This window comes from Prescottella sp. D32 (assembly GCF_037287305.1).
Lineage (GTDB): Bacteria > Actinomycetota > Actinomycetes > Mycobacteriales > Mycobacteriaceae > Prescottella > Prescottella equi.
In genome coordinates, this window is the sequence record NZ_JARBSW010000001.1 from 1,840,754 (window position 1) to 1,860,172 (window position 19,419).

At 69.8% G+C, this 19,419-nt stretch carries 15 protein-coding genes; 12 read left to right on the plus strand and 3 right to left on the minus strand.

Annotation, left to right across the window (positions count from 1 at the left end):
* Nucleotides 1-41: 41 nt before the first annotated feature.
* From PSS76_RS08495 to PSS76_RS08545, 11 genes are all read left to right on the plus strand, one after another.
* On the plus strand, nt 42-1,469 hold the full coding sequence (locus PSS76_RS08495; RefSeq protein ID WP_084865388.1) for an amidase: 1,428 nt from the start codon (nt 42-44) through the stop codon (nt 1,467-1,469).
* Nucleotides 1,454-2,566, plus strand: coding sequence for an XdhC family protein (locus PSS76_RS08500; protein WP_337456107.1), 1,113 nt, complete (start codon nt 1,454-1,456; stop codon nt 2,564-2,566). Before PSS76_RS08495 ends, PSS76_RS08500 begins: the two co-directional genes overlap by 16 nt.
* A gap of 99 nt (nt 2,567-2,665) precedes the next feature.
* The gene (locus tag PSS76_RS08505; protein WP_064078948.1) at nt 2,666-4,303 is read left to right on the plus strand and encodes a helix-turn-helix domain-containing protein; all 1,638 of its coding nucleotides are present in this window, start codon (nt 2,666-2,668) and stop codon (nt 4,301-4,303) included.
* 178 nt (nt 4,304-4,481) lie between these two features.
* Nucleotides 4,482-5,912, plus strand: coding sequence for a uracil-xanthine permease family protein (locus PSS76_RS08510; protein ID WP_064078947.1), 1,431 nt, complete (start codon nt 4,482-4,484; stop codon nt 5,910-5,912).
* Nucleotides 5,913-5,999: 87 nt separating this feature from the next.
* Nucleotides 6,000-6,911 (plus strand): FAD binding domain-containing protein, encoded by a 912-nt coding sequence (locus PSS76_RS08515; protein WP_022596989.1) that lies wholly within the window; start codon nt 6,000-6,002, stop codon nt 6,909-6,911.
* Nucleotides 6,912-6,913: 2 nt separating this feature from the next.
* Nucleotides 6,914-7,558, plus strand: a complete 645-nt coding sequence (locus PSS76_RS08520) for a (2Fe-2S)-binding protein (protein WP_005518924.1) — start codon at nt 6,914-6,916, stop codon at nt 7,556-7,558.
* Nucleotides 7,555-10,059 carry an aerobic carbon-monoxide dehydrogenase large subunit gene (gene cutA, locus PSS76_RS08525; RefSeq protein WP_337456108.1) on the plus strand — a complete coding sequence of 835 codons (2,505 nt, stop codon included), beginning with the start codon at nt 7,555-7,557 and terminating at the stop codon, nt 10,057-10,059. The genes PSS76_RS08520 and cutA overlap by 4 nt, the downstream gene beginning before the upstream one ends.
* On the plus strand, nt 10,056-10,730 hold the full coding sequence (locus PSS76_RS08530) for an SRPBCC family protein (protein ID WP_242420604.1): 675 nt from the start codon (nt 10,056-10,058) through the stop codon (nt 10,728-10,730). Before cutA ends, PSS76_RS08530 begins: the two co-directional genes overlap by 4 nt.
* A gap of 188 nt (nt 10,731-10,918) precedes the next feature.
* Nucleotides 10,919-13,021: a hydantoinase/oxoprolinase family protein gene (locus tag PSS76_RS08535; RefSeq protein WP_064059220.1), complete on the plus strand. Its 2,103-nt coding sequence runs from the start codon at nt 10,919-10,921 to the stop codon at nt 13,019-13,021.
* Entirely contained in the window at nt 13,018-14,973 is a 1,956-nt protein-coding gene (locus PSS76_RS08540; protein ID WP_081120569.1) for a hydantoinase B/oxoprolinase family protein, read from the plus strand. The genes PSS76_RS08535 and PSS76_RS08540 overlap by 4 nt, the downstream gene beginning before the upstream one ends.
* 4 nt (nt 14,974-14,977) lie before the next feature.
* Entirely contained in the window at nt 14,978-15,811 is an 834-nt protein-coding gene (locus PSS76_RS08545) for an NmrA family NAD(P)-binding protein (protein WP_242420603.1), read from the plus strand.
* Nucleotides 15,812-15,821: 10 nt separating this feature from the next.
* Here the strand turns inward: PSS76_RS08545 and PSS76_RS08550 are convergent, their stop codons facing one another.
* The gene (locus PSS76_RS08550) at nt 15,822-16,631 is read right to left on the minus strand and encodes an META domain-containing protein (RefSeq protein WP_216317459.1); all 810 of its coding nucleotides are present in this window, start codon (nt 16,629-16,631) and stop codon (nt 15,822-15,824) included.
* 9 nt (nt 16,632-16,640) lie between these two features.
* On the minus strand, nt 16,641-17,264 hold the full coding sequence (locus PSS76_RS08555) for a TetR/AcrR family transcriptional regulator (RefSeq protein ID WP_005518942.1): 624 nt from the start codon (nt 17,262-17,264) through the stop codon (nt 16,641-16,643).
* A gap of 95 nt (nt 17,265-17,359) precedes the next feature.
* Here PSS76_RS08555 and PSS76_RS08560 point away from each other — a divergent pair, with 95 nt between their 5' ends.
* Entirely contained in the window at nt 17,360-17,923 is a 564-nt protein-coding gene (locus tag PSS76_RS08560) for an NADPH-dependent FMN reductase (protein WP_005518943.1), read from the plus strand.
* Between the two features lie 78 nt (nt 17,924-18,001).
* On the opposite strand, the gene PSS76_RS08565 is transcribed toward PSS76_RS08560, so the two are convergent.
* A complete protein-coding gene (locus tag PSS76_RS08565; protein ID WP_064059304.1) occupies nt 18,002-18,895 on the minus strand; it encodes a siderophore-interacting protein in 894 nt (297 codons plus the stop codon).
* Nucleotides 18,896-19,419 lie beyond the last annotated feature (524 nt).

Below are 19,419 nucleotides of genomic sequence, written 5' to 3' on the forward strand. Positions count from 1 at the left end.
AGCCCTACCGTGTGCTGCACGACGATGCCGGAGGAGGCGCCGTGGCAGGATTCGGAGGCGGTCGGATCGGATCGACCGCGCGTGACATCGCTCGCGCAGTAACCGGACGCGAGGTATCGGCGCGGGCCGTGATCGAGGAGCATCTGGACCACATCGGGAACTGCAACGCCCGGTGGAACGCGGTGGTCACGGTGCCGGCGGAGCAGGCGTTGGCGGCGGCGGACCGCCTCGATCGCCGGCTGGCCCACGGTGACCCGGTCGGCCCGCTCGCCGGGGTGCCGTTCACCGTCAAGGATCTGATCGCCACCGCCGGCGTCCGCACGACGGCGGGGTCGCGGGCGCTCGCGGGGAACGTGCCCGCGGTCGATGCCCCGGCGGTGGCGGCGATGAAGCGCGCCGGCGCAATCCTGGTGGGCAAGACCAACACCCCGGAGTTCGGGGCGAGCGGTCTGACGCACAACGACCTGTTCGGCTACACCCGCAACCCGCTGGGCACCGAAGCGGACCCGCGCTCTCCGGGCGGGTCGAGCGGCGGGGAGGCGGCGGCTCTCGCGGCGGGGATGAGCGCGGTGGGCCTCGGGACCGACTTCGGCGGCTCCGTCCGCTGGCCCGCACACTGCACCGGCCTCAGTTCCATTCGCCCGACGTCGGGCCGGGTGAGCGCGGACGGCCAGTACCCGGGAGTGGCCGCCGGCGACCGGGTGCTGGCCAACCCCGCGACCGTGCACGGCGTCGTGCAGACGATCGGCCCGCTGGCACGGACCCTCGACGACGCCGCGCTGGTCCTGCGGGTCGTGTCGTCTCGCCGGTTCCGGTGGGCCGATCCGGCGGACGTGGAGGTGGACGGGCTCGACATCACCTGGGCGGGTGGGGAGGGCACCGTTCCCGTCGAAGCGGGAATCGTTGCCGCGGTTGCGGAGACGGCCGGCGGACTCGGGGCCCGACGGTACGCCGGTTCGGCCCTCGAACGGGCGAACGACCTGTTCGGACGACTGCGCGCCACCGAGACCGCGGCGGACATCGAGGCGTACGGCGCACCGTCCGACTTCGGGGCGAACATCCGGGCTGTGCTGGCGGCGGCCTCGGAACGACGAAGCCACCGCGACGTCGAGGAGTTGTGGGCGCAGCGAGCGCGCCTCACCGCCGGGCTGCTCGACGAGATGGGAGACGTCCTCGTGCTCCCGGTCGCCTCGATCACCGCGCCACCGCTCGGGCTCGACACGTTCACGGTCGACGGCCACTCGCTGACCTGGCAGGATGCGCTCGCGTGCTGTCGGGCGATCAGCGTCACCGGACTTCCGTCCGTCGTCGTCCCGGTCGCGACGGCGGCCGACGGGTTGCCGATCGGCGTCCAGGTGATCGCGCGGCCGTGGCAGGAGCACGTCGCACTCGCTGTGGCGCACCGTGTCCGCCGGACCAGTTCCTACCGATCACCACACGAGGAGGCTTCGCGATGCGCGACATCCTGACGGAACTCACGGCGTGGTTCGACCGGGGCGAAGCGTTCGCGCTCGCGACGGTCGTGCGCACGTGGAAGTCGTCACCACGCACGCCCGGCGCGGCGATGGCGGTGTCCGCGGCCGGTGAGGTCCTCGGCAGCGTGTCCGGGGGATGCGTCGAGAGCGCCGTGTACGAGTCGGCACTCGAGGTCCTCGCCGACGGATGCAGCCGGACGGAGGTGTTCTGCGTGGCCGACGACGATGCCATCGGGGTGGGGCTGACGTGCGGCGGGACGATCGAGGTGTTCGTCCAACGGGTCGACCGTGCCGCGTACCCGCAGTTCGCCGAGGTGGCACGCCTCGTCCGCGAGGGTGAGCCCGTCGCGGTGGTGACCGCCACGGATTCGGGGCGGCCGGCTCGCCACACCGTGGTCACCGCGGCCTCCTCGCGGGGGGCGGTGGAGGTGGCCGAGTCGGAAGTCGCCGACATCCGCTCGCGCTCCGCGGCAGGCACGTCGACGGTCTACGCGTTCGAACCGGCGACAGGGTCGTGCGCGTCGGCCATGGTCGAGGTGTTCGCGCCGCGGCCGCGGATGTACGTGTTCGGCGCGGTCGACTTCGCGGCGGCGATGTGCACGCTCGGCTCCTTCGCGGGCTACCACGTGACCGTCGTGGACGCCCGCCCGGTGTTCGCCACCCGGGCCCGGTTGCCCGGCGCGGACGAGGTGGTCGTGATGTGGCCGCACCGATTCCTCGAGACCGCGCCCGTCGACGCACACACGGTGATGGCCGTTCTCACGCACGACGAGAAGTTCGACATTCCACTGCTCGAACGCGCGCTCCGCTCGGACGCCTCGTACGTGGGGGCAATGGGCAGTCGGGCCACCCACGAGCGCCGCGTCGCCCTGCTGCGGGAGAGGGGCCTGACCGACGACGAACTGGGCCGACTGCACTCGCCGATCGGCCTCGACCTCGGCGCGCGAACTCCCGAGGAGACCGCGGTGTCGATCCTCGCGGAGATGATGAAGGTGGCACGCTCGGCAACGGCACTCGAACTGCGTGATCTCGACGGCCCGATCCACCGGGACCGGCGGAGCGATGTCCGCCCCGCGGACTGCCCGGCTTGAGCGCTGGACTTCACCGCCCTCGGGAGAGATGATCTCGAAGTCCGTTTGGCGCGCTGCCGAGTTTCGGGGGCGCGCAGATCAGAGGAGCAGGGTGGTGCGGTGACGGCGTCGAACACGTTCGCACCGGTTTCGCTCGACACCCTGCTGGCATCCGGACTCCTACCCGGAGCGGCGCTGGTCACCGAAGGTCCTGCCCCCGCGGGGGCGATCACGAACGTCGCCGTGATGGCCGTACCGGACGTCGGGCCGTGGCTTCGCCGCGACCAGCTGCTCGTCACGTCCGGCAGCGTCCTGGCGCGGCTGGCGTCGGCGTCCGACTTCGTCGCCCGGCTCGACCGACGCGGTGTCGCCGCTCTCGCGGTGCGGCTCGACACCGGCCCCGAGCTTCCGCGCGAGCTGACGGACGCCGCCACCGAAGCCGGAATGCCCGTCGTGACGTTCACGGCAGCCTGCTGTTCCGGGCACGAGATCTCCCGGTCGCTCGACCGCATGGCCGCCCGCCAGATCGACGCGGTACTGGCCGCCGACCACGTGCGGCACGATCTGCTGTCCGTGGTGATGGCGGGCGGTGGTCACCGAGAGCTTGCCGCGGCGCTCGCGCGGGCGCTCGGTGGCGCGGTGCTCGTCACGACCCCGGACGGCCGGCAGATCAGCCGGGCCGGGGAGGACGCCGATCTGTGCCGGCTGGCGACCAGTAGTGCGCTCGACGCGACGGGCCGGCTGCGAACGGACTCCGTGGAGGGCGGGCTGGGGCGGCGTGAGCTCGGCAACGGGTTCATCGCCGTCTCCGCGGTCTCCGCGAACGGCATCGATCACGGACGGCTCGCGTTCTTCACGGCGTCCCGCCCACTGGCCGACGAGGAGTTGTACCTCGTCGAGCGGGCCGCGGAGGTGTGCGCGCTGGTGGTCACCCGCGAACTCGCGGTCGCGGCCGTCGAGGAGAAGCATCGGGCGAACTTCGTCCGCGACCTGCTGCGTGGGCGTGGCGGCGACCCCGACCGAGTGGTGGCGCACGCCAGGACGTTCGGGTGGGATCTGTCGCGCCCGATCGTCGTCCTCGCGATCGAACCGGACCCCGTCGACACGGACGCCGCCGCGGCCCCGAACCGGATGCCGGTCGTCGAGAGGCAGGCGCGAGCGTTCTCCGGCGCCGTCGCGGCGCGTGATCCCGGGGCGGTGGTGACCGCGCTCTCGACGGAAACCGTGGTCCTGATGGGGGAGGGCGCCGACACGATGACCCTCGTCCACGAACTCGTCGCCCACGTGCGCGGCGCCGGCGGCGGGGGCCGTCGGCCGTTCGGTGTGGGCGTGTCGCGTGTCTCGGCCTCCGTGGACGACCTTCCCGCGCTCTACAGCCAGGCGCGGACCGCGCTCGAAGTGGGTCGGCGCATCTCCGGGGAGTGGGCCGTGACGCACTTCGACGAGCTGGGGGTGTACCGATTGCTCAGCCTCGTCGACGAACCCGAGGAGCTCGAGTCCTTCGCGCGGGAGACGTTGCGGGAACTCACCGAGGACACCGCCGAGGCGCAGGACATGCGCCGCACCCTCGAGGTCCTTCTGGCGACGAACATCAACATCGCGGAAACCGCGCGGCAGTTGCACTTTCACTACAACACCCTGCGCTATCGGGTCGTGAAGCTGGAGAAGATGCTCGGGCCCTTCACCGCGCACCCCGCCCTGCGCCTCGATCTCTCACTCGCGCTGAAGATCATCGCCATGCGTGGCATCAATTCCTAACATTGCCAATATCTTCCGTTCCGCACTGGCACATTGCTCTCACGCCGCCGCGATAGCGCTGTACTAGCGTTTCCCTCCTATCGAGGTGCAACTGTGAGCTGCAGCACACCGTGGACGGGTGTGTCGGCCCCGGCCCGTGGTCGCAGCAGGCACCGCCCTTCGTTCGAAAGGCCCGAGTATGCCCATATGGACGTTGCACGGAGACGGTAAGACCATCGAACCGGGACAAGTGGTCGCGCCCGACGAACGATTGACCTGGGGCCGCACGATCGGGCTCGGCGGACAGCACGTCGTCTCCATGTTCGGAGCCACGTTCGTGTTCCCGATCATCATGGGACTCAATCCGCAACTCGCAGTGATGTTGTCGGGATTCTGCACGCTGTTCTTCCTGCTGGTGGTGAAGGGGCGGATCCCGAGTTACCTCGGCACGTCGGCTGCGTTCGTCGGCGGTATCGCAGCCATCCGCGCGCAGGGCGGTACCTCGGCCCAGGTGACCGGTGCGATCATGGTGTCCGGCCTGGTGCTCGCCGCGATCGGTGTGATCGTCCACTTCCTCGGCGGCGGTGTCGTGTTCAAGATCCTTCCCCCCGTCGTGACCGGTGCGGTGGTCATGCTGATCGGCTTCAACCTGGCGCCGGTCGTCGCCGGCACCTACTGGCCGCAGGACCAGTGGGTGGCGCTGATCGTGATGGTCGTGCTGGTGGTGTCGAGCGTGGTGCTCCGAGGATTCCTGGGCCGGGTCGCGATCTTCCTGTCACTGCTGTTCGGGTACGGACTGTCCTGGGTGCTGGACCGATTCGGGCCGGTCACGTCCTACGATCCGACGGCCGGCGAGGTCACCGAACACTTCCGCGTCAACTGGGACGGTGTCGCCTCCGCACCCTGGTTCGGATTGCCGCCCTTCTCGGACGAGGCCAACGGCGTCGTGGGCATCCATGCCCCGTCGTTCAGCCTCACGTTCATCGTCCTGGTCCTGCCCGGAGTCATCGCCCTGATCGCCGAGAACGCCGGCCACGTGAAGGCCGTCGCCGAGATCACCGGGACGAATCTCGATCCGATGATGGGACGCGCGCTGGCCGCAGACGGTTTCGCGACCGCCATCGCCACCGGCGTCGGCGGCTCGCCCACCACCACGTACGCGGAGAACATCGGCGTCATGGCGGCCACCAAGGTGTACTCCACCGCGGCGTACGCCGCGGCCGGGGTGATCGCGATGCTGCTGGGGTTCTCGCCGAAGTTCGGAGCCGTCATCTCCGCGACCCCGGGAGGTGTCCTCGGCGGCATCACCGTCGTCCTGTACGGCATCATCGGCCTGCTCGGCGCCAAGATCTGGAAGGAGAACGGTGTCGACTTCGGAAACCCCCTCAACCTGATGCCGGTCGCCGCCGGTCTCATCATCGCGATCGGGGACACCACGCTGCGGTTCACCGACACCTTCTCGCTCAGCGGCATCGCCCTCGGCACGATCGTCGTCATCGTGATGTACCACCTGTGCCGCGTGATCGCGCCCAAGGACACCGATACCGAGCCGGCTCGGCCGGCGGTCGTGCCGCCCCAACCGGATACCGAACCCGACGACGGCGCGCGTGTCCCGGCCCCCTCGGTGTGACCTGGAATACATCTGCCATCGTCGAACTGTCAGGCTTGTCACATTTTCACGAAACGTCGCGCTCTGGATGCAGGCAGGATTTGAGAGATGAAACCGTCGCCACTGACTTACCACCGGCCCGGGTCGATCGACGAGGCGTGCACGGTATTGGCGCAGGTAGCGCACGAGGGCAAGGTACTCGCGGGCGGGCAGTCGCTGATTCCGCTGTTGTCGATGCGGCTCGCGGCGCCTGCGCACCTCGTGGACATCGGTGCCCTCCCCGATCTGGACGCCGTCACCGCCTCCGAGCAGTCGGGTGTCAGATTCGGGGCGCTCACCCGCCACTCGGCCCTCGAGGCCGATCCGGCCGCGGCCCGCGTGCAACCGTTGCTCGGCCGCGCACTCCGGCTCGTCGCGCACCCGACGATTCGCAACCGCGGCACGACCGTCGGTTCCATCGTGCACGCCGACCCGTCGGCGGAGATGCCGGCGGTGGTGGCGTTGCTCGGCGGGACGGTGACGGCGCGGTCCGTCCGGGGCACCCGCGAGATCCCCGCGGCGGAACTGTTCGTCGGACCGCTCGAATCGGCGCTCGAGCCGGACGAGATCGCCACGAGTGTGACGGTGCCGGCCGTGCGCCCCGGCGTCGGTACCGCGATCGACGAGATCGCCCGCAGGCACGGTGACTACGCCCTCGTCGGGGTGGCCGCGCAGGTCCGCGTCGAGGGCGGTGTCGTCACGTCGGCCCGCATGACGTACGTGTCCGCGGGCGAACTCGGCGACGTCGTCGACTACACCGACGTTCTCGGCGGCGCGTCCGCGAGCGACGCCCGGGATCCGCTGTGGCAGGCGCTGTCCGAGAAGGCGCGCGAGAAGATCGAGACCGAGGCCGACATCCACGCCACGGCGGGGTACCGCTCGCAGCTGGTTGCCGCCCTGACCGCACGGGTCGGGTTTGCCGCGGCGCAGGACGCGACGAGTGTCCGCGTGAACGAACTGGCTTCGGTGGGAGGAGTGTGAGGATGACGAAGACGACACGGGGCATCGACGAGCAGCTCGCCGACCTGCAGGAGGAGACCGGCGAACAGCACGTGGCGGTGACCTTCACCCTGAACTCGGTGACCCAGACGGTGATCCTGCCGTCGAGGACGCTCGCGTCGGACGCGATCCGGCATCACCTCCGCCGGACCGGAACCCACGTGGGATGCGAGCACGGCGTGTGCGGCGCGTGCACGGTGCTGCTCGACGGCAAGCCGGTGCGATCGTGCCTGGTGCTCGCAGCGAGTCTGGAGGGCAGGTCCGTCACGACGGTGGAGGGCCTCGTCGAGCCCGACGGGACGCTGCATCCTGTCCAGCAGGCATTCGTCGACTGTCACGGTCTCCAGTGCGGTTTCTGCACACCGGGATTCGTGACGACCATCGCGGCCTTCCTCGAGGAGAATCCGTCCCCCACCCGGGAGGAGGCGACCGAGGCGATTGCCGGGAACCTGTGCCGGTGCACCGGGTACCAGAACATTCGGGCGGCGGTCCTGCGAGCGGCGGAGATCACGCGCGAGCGTGCAGGTGGCTCGCCCCTGGGGCCCGACGACGCGGCCGCCCGGGCCTCCCTCGAGGGCAAGGTCCGCGGCACCACCGCGCCGGTGGGCGGAAAGGCGGGACGGGCATGAGCGTCACCAAACCCCAGCCCGCCGAGCGCCCCGCCACGGACGCGGCGTCCGAGGTGGCGTCCGGGCCGGACCGGTACTTCGGCAAGCCGATTCCTCGGGGCGAGGACGCGCGCCTGCTCAGCGGCAACGGGCGGTATCTCGACGACCTCGGCCACAATGCGCTGATCGCGGCCTTCGTACGCTCACCGCACGCACACGCGCGGATCACCGGGATCGACACCGATGCCGCCTCGGAGCTGGCCGGCGTGCACGCGATCTACACCTACGAGGACCTCGAGGCGGACTCGGCCGGCATGGCGGAGAACCTGCCGCTCCTGATCCCGCACCCCGCGATCACGGCACCCCGCAACGGGTATCCGCTGGCCAAGGACGAGGTCAACCACGTCGGCGAGGCCATCGCGATGGTCGTCGCGGACAACCGGTACATCGCCGAGGACGCCTGCGCGCTGATTGAGGTGGGCTACGAGATGCTGCCGCCCGTCGTCGGCATCGACGTGGCGCGCCGCGCCGAGAATGCCGTCCACGCCGATGTCCCCGACAACGTCGCCGCGCACCTGCAGCACGGCTTCGGTGACGTCGACGCCGAGTTGGCCTCGGCCCCACACCGGCTGACGTTGGACCTCGAGATCGAGCGGTCCGCCTCGATGCCGATGGAAGGCAAGGGCGTCTACGCGCGGTGGGACGACGACGAGCAGACCCTCACCTTCTGGACCTCCACACAGACGTCGACCTCGGCGCGCGCCGCCATCGCGGCGCGACTGAACATGGCGCACAACAAGGTGCACTGCATCGCGCCCGACGTCGGTGGCGGTTTCGGCGTGAAGATCGTGCACCCCTGGCCGGAGGAGGTGATGGTCACGTGGGCCGCACGCCAACTCGGCCGCGCGGGAATCTCCAGTGAGGTCAAGTGGGTGGAGGACCGCCGCGAGCATTTCGTATCGAGCGCTCACGAGCGCGGCCAGCTCCAGCAGGTCACGGTCGGATTCGACGACGAGGGCAGGCTGCTGGCCTTCGACTTCACGTTCTGGCACGACAACGGCGCGTACCTGCCCTACGGCATCATCGTCATGCTGAACACCTCCACGCAGGTGCTCGGGCCGTACAAGCCGAGATCCTTCCGGGTGGACGCGTACTCGCTGTACACCAACACCGTGCTGGTGACGCCCTACCGGGGTGCGGGGCGCCCCCAGGCCGTGTTCGCGATGGAACGCTCGATGGATGCCATCGCCCAGTACCTCGGCAAGGACGTCCTCGCGGTCCGGGAGGCCAATCTCATTCGGCCGGAGGAGATGCCGTACGACTTCGGTCTGATGTTCCAGGACGGGCGGCCGCTCATCTACGACACCGGGGACTACCAGGCCGGGATCGACAAGCTGAAGGAGCTGATCGACTGGGACGGCTTCCCCGAGTACAAGCGGCGAGCCGAGGCGCAGGGTCGCACCGTCGGAATCGGGGTCGGCGCGTACGTCGAGGGCACCGGGCCGGGACCGTACGAGGGCGCCCACGTCCTCGTCGAGACCTCCGGGAAGGTCAAGGCCGCAACGGGTCTGACCACGCAGGGCCAGGGACACCAGACGTCCTTCGCGCAGATCGTCGCCGACGATCTGGGGGTGCCCGTCTCCGACGTCGAGATCGTCACGGGCGACACCCGACGGTTCGGGTACGCCGTCGGCACGTTCGCGTCACGCGGTGCGGTCATGTCGGGTTCCGCCTTCCACGTCGCGGCGCAGATGGTCGCGGAGAAGGCACGGAAGATCGCCGGTGAGCACCTGCACCTGGATCCGGACGATCTGGAACTGCGCGGCGGGCACGTCTGCCGGAAGGGCACGGAACCCGGTGCCGCCGGCACGTCGATTCCGCTCGGTGTGGTCGCGGTGCTGTCGAATCCGCTGCGGTACGCGTTCGACGAGTCGTCGCGGCTGGCGACGGGGTTCGCGTCCACCGAGACGGACATGACCGTGCCCCCGGTCCGAGAAGGCGAGCAGCCGGGCCTGGAGGCCACCGGTTACTACTCGCCGCCGACGTCGACCTTCGCGTCCGGTGTGCACGCCGCGATCGTCGAGACCGACCCGGTCACCGCCGAGATCCACGTGCGGAAGTACGCGGTGGTGCACGACTGCGGCAACGTCATCAATCCCCGCATCGTCGAAGGGCAGGTCCAGGGCGCCGTCGCGCAGGGGATCGGCGGCGCGTTGTACGAGAGGATCGTCTACGACGAGCACGGGCAGATGCTCAACGCGTCGTACATGGATTTCCTGATGCCCTTCGTCACCGAGATGCCCGACTCCCTCGACATGGACCACACCGTCACCCCGTCCGGTCTCAACCCGCTCGGCATGAAGGGCGCCGGCGAGGCGGGCGTGATCCCGACGTCGGCGGTCATCGCCGCCGCGATCGAGGATGCCGAGGGCATCCCGATCCGGTCCATGCCGATATCACCTTCCGAGTTGTTCGAGCTGCGTCTGGCGCACGCAGCGTCCCAGAGCGAGGAGAACGAATGAGAATCGCCGGCACCGCGCAGCTGTTGGCTCCGCCCGAGGTCGTGTACGACAACCTGCAGGACGGGCGTGTGCTTGCCGCCACGATCCCGGGCGTGCAGTCGCTCGAACAGCTCGCCGACAATCACTACAAGTTGTCGATCACGGCGGGCGTCGCCTCCATCAAGGGCACCTACGACGGAGAAGTGATTCTGTCGCAACAGAATCGGCCGGAGTCCTTCGTGCTCACCGCATCCGGCTCGGGCGCCCCGGGCACGGTGAAGGCCGACGTCACGGTGCGGCTCGAAGAGTGCGAGGGCGGCGGCACTCTGCTGAGCTACGACGCCGATGCCGTGGTCGGCGGCATGGTCGGTGGCGTCGGCCAGCGCATGATCACCGGTGTGGCCAAGAAGATGGCGGGCGTCTTCTTCAAGGGCATCGACGGTGTGATCGTCGACGGCATCCCGGTGGCCGACGCCCCGGCGGACGTCGTCGACGAGATCGTCGCGGGTGCCTCGCCGGCCGCGCCCGCGGCGTCCGCGGCGCGCGCGGTCGGAGCGTCGGCCGTCCCCGCTCGGAGCGGCGAGTCCGTCTCCGTCCCAGCACTGTTCGCTTCGGCGGCGGTGGGGGCCGCGTTGGCCCTCACCGGCGTCGTGGTCGGCGGGATCCTCGCGCGCGGCGGCGCACGAAGGTAGCCGTTCGAGCGAACGGCGGGAGCAGGCGCCCCGGGCTACGGCCCGGGGCGCCGTCGTCTGTGCAGCAGTGTCGTCAACCCCCAACGGGCACCGTCGGGTTCGGCGAAATGTGACAAAGAATCCGCGCGATCGAGCGGGTGGAATGGGAGCACGCAGGTAGGAACGGGCGAGACCAGCCAGGAGGCAGCGTGGAATCCAGGAAGATCCGGGTCGGCATCGACACCGGCGGCACATTCACCGACGTCGTGGCAGTGGACGAGGAGTCCGGGGCCGTCGTCACGACGAAGACCCCGTCCACGCCCGCGGATCCGGCGCTCGGGTTCCTCGCGGGGATCGAGAAGGTGCTCGCGCAACTGGGGGAGACCGGTGATGCGATCGGCGCCGTCAGCCACGGCACCACGGTCGCGACGAACAAGCTGCTCGAAGGGAAGGTGGGGCACCTCGGTTTCATCACCACCGAGGGCTACGAGCACGTGCTCGAGATCGCCCGCCAGTCCGTCCCGGACGGTTACGGCAACTCGTACTTCTGGGTCAAGCCCGATCGCATCGTCCCGGCCGACCGCGTACGCACCGTCCGCGGCAGGCTTGCGTTCGACGGCAACGAGATCCGCCCGCTGAACGAGGACGACGTGCGTTCGGCGGCCCGTTTCTTCGCGGACCGTGACATTCGGACGATCGGCGTGTGCCTGATGCACTCCTACGCCGACCCCAGCCACGAGCGGCGTGTCCGGGACATCCTGCTCGAGGAATTCCCCGACGCGACCGTGAGCATCTCGAGCGAGGTGCTGCGCGAGTATCGCGAGTACGAGCGGTCGATCACCACTCTCGTCGATGCCGCGGTGAAGCCGAACATCCGGAACTACGTCAACAACATCGCGACACGCCTGCGGGAGTTCTCGTCCGTCGAGGGGGAGCGGCGCGACATTCCGTTCTACGTGATGAAGTCGAACGGAGGCGTGCTGTCCGCCAAGGAGGTTGTCCACCAGCCGATCACGACGGTCCTGTCCGGGCCGGCGGCGGGCGCCCTCGGCGCGGCACTCATCGCCAGTGTGGCCGGCGTGGATCAGGTGCTCACCTGCGACGGTGGCGGCACCTCCACGGACGTGACCGTCGTCGTCCGTGGTGAGCCCGCACTCACCACCGAGGGGCGGGTGGGCGTGTACCCGTCGAAGATCCCGATGATCGACGTGGTCACGGTCGGCGCCGGCGGCGGCTCGATCGCGTGGATGACGCCCGAGGGGACGCTGCGCGTCGGTCCGCAGTCGGCGGGCGCCGACCCGGGCCCCCTGTGCTACGGCAAGGGCGGCAGCGAGCCGACGATCACGGACGCGCACGTGCTGCTCGGCCGTATCCCTCCGCACCTGCTCGGCGGCGAGATCCCGCTCGACACCGAACTCGCCCGCAAGGGCGTCGAGGAACTGGCCCGCACGTTGGGCCTCGACTTCGAAGCGTGCGCGACGGGCATCCTCGAGGTCTCGGCCTGGAACCAGGCCAACGCGCTGCGCCAGATCACCGTCAAGCGCGGGCTCGACGTGCGCGACTTCACGCTGGTGACCTTCGGTGGATCCGGCTCGCTGCTCGCGTGCCGGCTCGTCGACATCCTCGGACTCCGCGATGTCCTGATCCCGCCGAATCCGGGCAATGTCTCCGCGTTCGGTCTGCTCACGGTCGACGTGCGCAACGACTACGTACAGACCCACGTCTCCAGGCACGACCGGTTGAAGGCCGACGCGCTGCAATCCGAGTTCGACGCTCTCGCCGCGGAAGCGGAGCGCGCGCTCGCCGACGAGGGATTCGCGTCGGATCAGCGCCGCTATGCGCGCTCGGCCGACCTTCGCTACCTCGGCCAGGCGTTCGAGGTGCGCGTCCCCATCGGCGACGGTCCCGTCACCCGGACCCTCATGGACGAGGCGGCCGAGCGATTCCATCAGGCCCACCGCGAGCTGTACGGCTACGACTTCCGGGGAGACCCTCACCAGCACGTGGAGTGGGTGAATCTCCGCGTGAGCGGTATCGGACCGATCAAACGCCCCGAGCTCACCGAGATCCCCGCCGGGCAGGGAGCGGAGAGCGCCGTCACCGGCACGCGCCCGGCCTACTTCGACGAGTGGGTCACCACCGCGGTCTACGACCGCACGAAGCTCGGGGCAGGTGACGAACTCGACGGTCCGGCGGTGATCGAGGAGTTCAGCTCCACCATTCCCGTCCATCCCGGATTCCGGGCACGCATCGACGCGTTCGGGAACATCCGCATCGCCAAGACGTCCGACTCGAACGGAGTGAACCGATGACTGCCATCACCGAGCCCGCTGCCGTGCAGGCGAGCAAGCCGTACCGGTTGAGCCCCCTGGACGGGGCAGCGCCCGATCCGGTCCTCGTGGAGATCGTCGCCGGCTACCTCGCCAGCGTGGAGATGGAGGTCGAGACGTCGATCTCGAGGACCTCCCGGTCGCCGATGATCCGCGACGCACACGACTTCCGCGCCGGAATCCACGACCGGAACCTGCGCAAGCTCACGGGCCGCTCGTACTCGGCGCTCGTCCACCCGGTCGCACGGGACTTCCCGCTGGAGACGATGAACCCCGGAGACGTGTACTTCCACAACGACGTCTACCTCTCCGAGGGTGGCATCGGTCACCTCCCTGATCTCTGCGTGACGGTGCCCGTCTTCGCCACCCGGCCCGGCGACACCGAGCCGTCCGTCGTCGCCTTCGTCCAGGCCTTCGGTCACCACGACGACATCGGTGGCTGCTGCCCGGGGTCGATGCCGTCCGGCGCGACCACGGTGTACGAGGAGGGGCTCATGGTGCCGCCGATCAAGCTGTGGGACCGCGGTGTGCCCAACGAGGCGGCGTTGCGCATCATGACCCGCAACTCGCGGATGCCCGACGCGCTCGCGGCGGACCTCGACGCGGAGTGCTCCGCCTGCCTGATGGGGGCTCGGCGCCTGACCGAACTGTTCGAGCGCTACGGCGTCGAGACGGTCGAGGCGTGCTTCGACGCGATGATGGATGCCACCACGGAGACCTACCGGCGGGAGATCCTCAGCAAGATCCCGGTGGGCGAGTACACGTGGGAGGACTACGCCGAACACGACGGCGTCGACGAACCGAAGTTGCACACGCAGCGCATCACCCTGACCAAGACCGGCCCGGAGGACGCGGGCGGCGAGCGGCTCATCCTCGACTTCACCGGCACCGGTCCGCAGGCGAAGGGGCCGATCAACCACTGCGGCGACTACGCGGACGGAAACTTCCTCGTCAAGTGGCTGGCGCCGATTCTGCGCAATCTCGCGGACACCCCCGAGCGCATGGCGGAACTGGACGTCAACGAGGGCGTGGTGCCGCTGATCGAGATGAAGTTCCCCGAGAAGGGCACCCTGATCACTCCGATCTTCCCGGCCCCCACGAACGCGCGCACCTTCGTGATCCTGCGTCTGCTCGGCGTTCTGGCAGGTGTGGTCGCCAAGGCCGTCGACGGGAACATGCCGGCCGACCAGGAGACGATCCGCTACACCGGCGTCTACGGCGAGGACTTCGAGGGGCACTCCTACCTCATGCGTGAGGTCCTCGGTGGCGGCTCCGGCGGCCGGCACTACGCCGACGGCGAGGACACGATCCACGTGGTCCCCGATTCCCGGAACCTGCCGACCGAGTTCACCGAGAGCCGCTTCCCCTTCGTCGTCGAGAAGCTGGGCCTGGCCATCGATTCCGGAGGCGCCGGCCGCTACCGCGGCGGACTCGGGTACGAAAAGCACATCCGCATGCTCAAGGACGCGCACTTCATGTCGATCGCCGACCGCTCGATCCTGTCCTGCTGGGGAGTCAAGGGCGGCAAGGCCGGACGGCCCTTCTCGGTGGTCCTCGATCCCGGCGGGCCGAACGAGCGCGAGTTCGACGCCCTCACCGACGCGGAACCGATCAAGGCCGGGGAAGTGGTCCGGATCCGGACCACCGGCGGTGGCGGCTGGGGCGATCCGTTGGACCGGCCCGTCGAGGAGGTCGTCCGGGACGTGTTGTGGCGCAAGGTGTCTCCGGACGGCGCCCGCAACGATTACGGCGTGGTGCTGGCGCCGGAATCGACGACCGACGAGCCGGTCGTGGATATCGCCGCGACGACGCACCTGCGGGAACGGATGCGGACCGAGCGCAGTGACGGCGAACCGTTCTTCGACCGCGGCCCCGGCTACGAACGACTCTCCGGCGGGGCGAAGTTCGCCGAGTACGACTTCGTCGGGAGCTGACCTGATGGATCGCTTCCAGCCCCGCGGCGGCGAACTCGCCGTCATCGGCGCCGCCGGCAAGACCGGAGCGGCAGTCGTTCGCGCACTCGCGGGGCGGCCGGTGCGCCGGGTGGTCCATACCGCCCGGCGCGCCGGTGATCGCCGCGTCGACCTCGAGACGGGGGAGGGGCTCGAGGCCGCCCTGACAGGCTGCCGGGGGGTGTACTTCATCGCACCCAACGTGCATCCCGACGAGCCGGGGCTGCTGCGCCGCACGCTCGACGCGGCAGCCCGGGCCGGTGTGCACCACGTCGTCTACCACTCGGTGGCGTGGCCGTACACCCCCGCGATGCCGCACCATCTCGACAAGGCGGTGTGTGAGGACATGCTGCGCACCCACGGGGGCGTGCAGTGGACGATCCTGCAGCCGTGTGCGTACGCCGAGAACTTCCCGACGCTGCTCGACGGCACCGCCACGGCGCTCGAGGTGCCGTACAACCCCGACGCGCCCTTCACGTTCGTGCGCCTCCCGGACGTCGCCGCGGCGGCCGCCCGGGTGCTCGACGAGGGCGCCGACGTCCATCACGGCGTCACCTACGAACTCGGGGCCGCCGAGGTGACGAGCATCGGGCAGTGGGCTCGAGCCCTCCCGCACGAGGTCACGGTGCGCCGCATCCGCGTCGACGAGTGGGTCGACAGGTACGGCGGAGATCTGCCGCGCGACGCGCGCGATCGCCTGATCGCGATGTTCGACTTCTACGATCGGCACGGGTTCGTGGCCCACAGCACCGGGTGGGAGGCGTTGCTCGACCGGCCGCCCGGCCGTCCCGCTCCCGGTCGCGCGCCGGCGGGCCGCTGATCGAGCGGGCTTACGCGCCGCGCAGGCCCAGGCCCGTGCCGTCGTCCTTCGTCAGTCGCATCGTGGGCCCGTCCACCTCGTAGGTGACCGGGCCGTCCAGCACGTGCAGAACCGAACGCTCGACGTCGGCGACGTCGGCGGGGCACGCCATCCTCGTCGTCGCCAACGGTCCGAACGTGATGGTGTCGCCCGCGATGGTCGCCGGGCCGTTGAAGCGGTTGCATCCGGTCGAGCCGGTGACCTGGCCGGCGTCGTCGATCGTCAGCGTGGGGGCCGACGCCTCGAGCGCGGCCGACGTGCTGACAGCCTGCGGAGTGACGAGCGTGTCGACCACCCACGTGGTGCCGACGACCGGGCGATCCGGGTTCGCGGTCTTCTTGTCGGTGAGCGTGACGGCGGCGCCGGGGGCCGTCAGCGTGAGGATCGCGCCGTCCAGCTCCCAGGTCGGCCGCGCCTGGAACAGGTCGGTCATCCACTTGTCGGCACCCGCGAGTTCTCCCGGGCACGCCATCATGGTGGTCGCGATCGCGCCCGTCCGCACGATGCCGTCGGCGAGATCGACGCTGCTCACGCCCCGGTTGCAGCCCGCGCTCATCGCGATCGAGTTCCGCTCAGGGAAGGCCACCTCGAGCGGGCCGCCGCCGGGGATCGCCGGGCCCGTCACGGAGGTCGACACGAACGTCCTGCCCCACAGGGCGTCGCCCGGGGACGCAGCCGATGCGGACGTGGTGGTGGATGCGCCGCTGTCGCCGTCGGCGCTGCCACACCCGCCGGAGGTCGCGACGGCGAGAAGTGCGAGGAGGACGATCGGCGTGCGCATGGGCACACCCTAGGCGAGATCGGGTCCGATTCGAGTTATTCGGCGGGCCAGGTCTTCCCAGTTGTTCGCGATGCGTGCGGGCGATATTCCGAGCACCCGGATCTGGTGCAGCACGAGGCCGGCTTCGAGCGTGGCGAGGAGAGCGACGGCGAGCAGTTCCACGTCACCGTCGACGCCCGCGTCTGCGAGCAGCGTGACGACGTGGCGCAGGCTCACCGCACGGGCCGGACCGCCGAAGCGCACGTCGGGTGACCCCTCGGCGGCGCGCAGCACGTCGCCCTGCACGGTCACCATGTCGAGGCGGGCGCGGCCGAAGGCGATGAGACGGTCCAGTGGGGGAGCGTCGGGCCCGAGCGGCGCGGGACCGAACATGAACGCGTGCTGCAGTTCGCGCTCGGTGTGGTCGAGCAGTGCGTTCATCAGTCCGGAGCGGCTGCCGAACCGTCGGAAGACGGTGCCCTTGCCGACCCCGGCCTTGGCGGCGACGGCCTCCATCGTCACGGCGTCGACGCCGCGCTCCGCGACGAGGTCCGCCGCCGCATCGAGGAGCAGTTTCCGATTGCGGGCAGCGTCACATCTCTCGGGGATCTCGGCATCCACCAGCGGAAGGAGTGGGCTGTTCACGTGAGGCATCGTAGCCCAGCGGGAACAGAAGTGGACCGCGGTCCGTTTATGCTGCTATACCTGTTGCAGCGTCAACCATCGCACCATCGAAGGAAGCACCAGTCATGTCTGAGACCCGCGTTCTCTCCCTCGTCGGCAGCCTCCGCGCCGGCTCCGTCAACCGTCAGGTCGCCGAGACCGCCGCGGCCGTCGCCCCCGAGGGCGTCGAGGTCACGATCTTCGAGGGCCTCGGAGACCTGCCCTTCTACAACGAGGACATCGACGTCCCGGGCGCCTCGATCGCCGGTGTCGACGAGCTCCGCGCCGCCGCCGCCCAGGCCGACGCCCTGCTCCTGGTCACCCCCGAGTACAACGGCACCGTTCCCGCCGTTCTCAAGAACGCCATCGACTGGCTCTCGCGCCCCTACGGTGCCGGTGCCGTCAAGGACAAGCCGGTCGCCGTCATCAGCGCCTCCCCGAGCCCCAACGCTGCCAAGTGGGCCCACGACGACGCCCGCAAGGCGCTCGGCATCGCCGGCGGCAACGTCCTCGCCGCCGAACTGTCCATCGGTGGCACCATCCAGAAGTTCGGCGAGCTGCACCCGCGTGAGAACGCCGAGGTCGCCCAGCAGGTCGGTGGCGTCGTCGCCGCCCTGGTCGAGGCTTCCAAGGATCTCGTCAGCGCCTGACGCCGATCTGTCCCACAGCTGAAGGGTTCCTTCGTGCGCTCCGAGCGTACGAAGGAACCCTTCAGCCGTTTCGGGAGCCTAGAGTCCGGCGTCGTCCATTGCCGCGTCGACGGCGTCGCGGACCGAGTCGAAGTCGCCACCCGATTCCAGGGCGGCGATCTGGGCGGACTCGATCTGTTCGCGCACCTGCTCGTAGCGCGCCGTCCACGCCTCCTTGTCGGCGCGCCAGTAGCCGAGGACGTGGTAGCGCTCGGTGGGCCGACCGAGATCGTGGCGCAGCCACCGGCGTATCTCGCGTGAGAGTCCGGCCTCACCCGCGAACCACACGTAGCCCGGACCGTCCGGAAGGTCGTGCCGGCGGGCGGCCGTCGCGAGCGCGCTGGGGCCCACGCCGTTTCCGGTGCCGTGCAGCCACGTGTAGGTCACGTCGCCGGCGGTGTCGAATCGCTGCTCGTCGGCGGGAGTCGTGACCTCGGCGACGACGTGCACCCGGGCGCCGCGGGGCAACCCCTCGACGATGCGGCCCACCGCGGGTAGCGCCGTCATGTCGGCGAGCAGCAGCTGCCATGCGGTGTCGGGCGGTGGGCGGTACCAACCGGATGCGGTGGTGACACCCAGCGTCTGCCCCGGGCGGGCCTGCAGCGCCCACCGCACGGCGGCGCCGCCCTCGTGGACGGCGAAGTCGAGGTCCATCTCGAAGGCCGACGCATCCCACCGCCGCACCGTGTAACTCCGCATTTCCGGACGGGCGCCGTCGGCCGGGTAGTCGACGGCGGTTCCGATCCGCTGCGGGCGCGGGGGTGCGTCGTCTCCCGGGTTCGGGAACACCACCAGCAGGCGTTCGTCGGGGTCGCCGCTCGAAGCGAAGTGCCGCAGGTCGCCGCCCCGCAGGGTGATGCGTTGCATGTTGGGGGTGACGCGGACGACGTCCGAGACGGGTGCGAAGAGGTACGGGCTCGGGTTGTCGGGCACGCTTCCCACCCTGGCACAGGGTGCCCGACCATGGGGCACCGCGTGACGGTTGGTTATCTTCCAGTTAACGGCACTGGCGGGGCCTCGGGTGATACCGATCGCGATGTATGGAGAGGATCTCGGCGTGTCGCGCTCGGCGTGTCGGAAGCGGGCTCCCGCAGGGGTTCGGGGGCGCGGCGTCGAGGTGGTGAACGGCGGCGCGCGGGCGGTGTGGTCGGCCCTGTCCGGCCGGTTCTGTGGCGCGGGTTACGCGCCCGTGCAGGCCGGCGGCGGCGGCGTGATCGAACTCACCTCCGCACGGCCCCGGAAATGTGACCCGCGACACGCCGAAAGGCGGTTTCGCGGGGTGCTCCGGAAGCTGCCGACCTGCGAATATCAACCGTGTCACTCGCAAGATATCGGGTTGTGGGTTTCTGTCGGCCACAAGGTGTAGTGTCTACACAGCCGAGAGGGCACAACGGGAACGAATCAGATCCCGGGTACGAAAGTAGGCCTCATCCTCGGCAACAGAGTGCACATCCAGA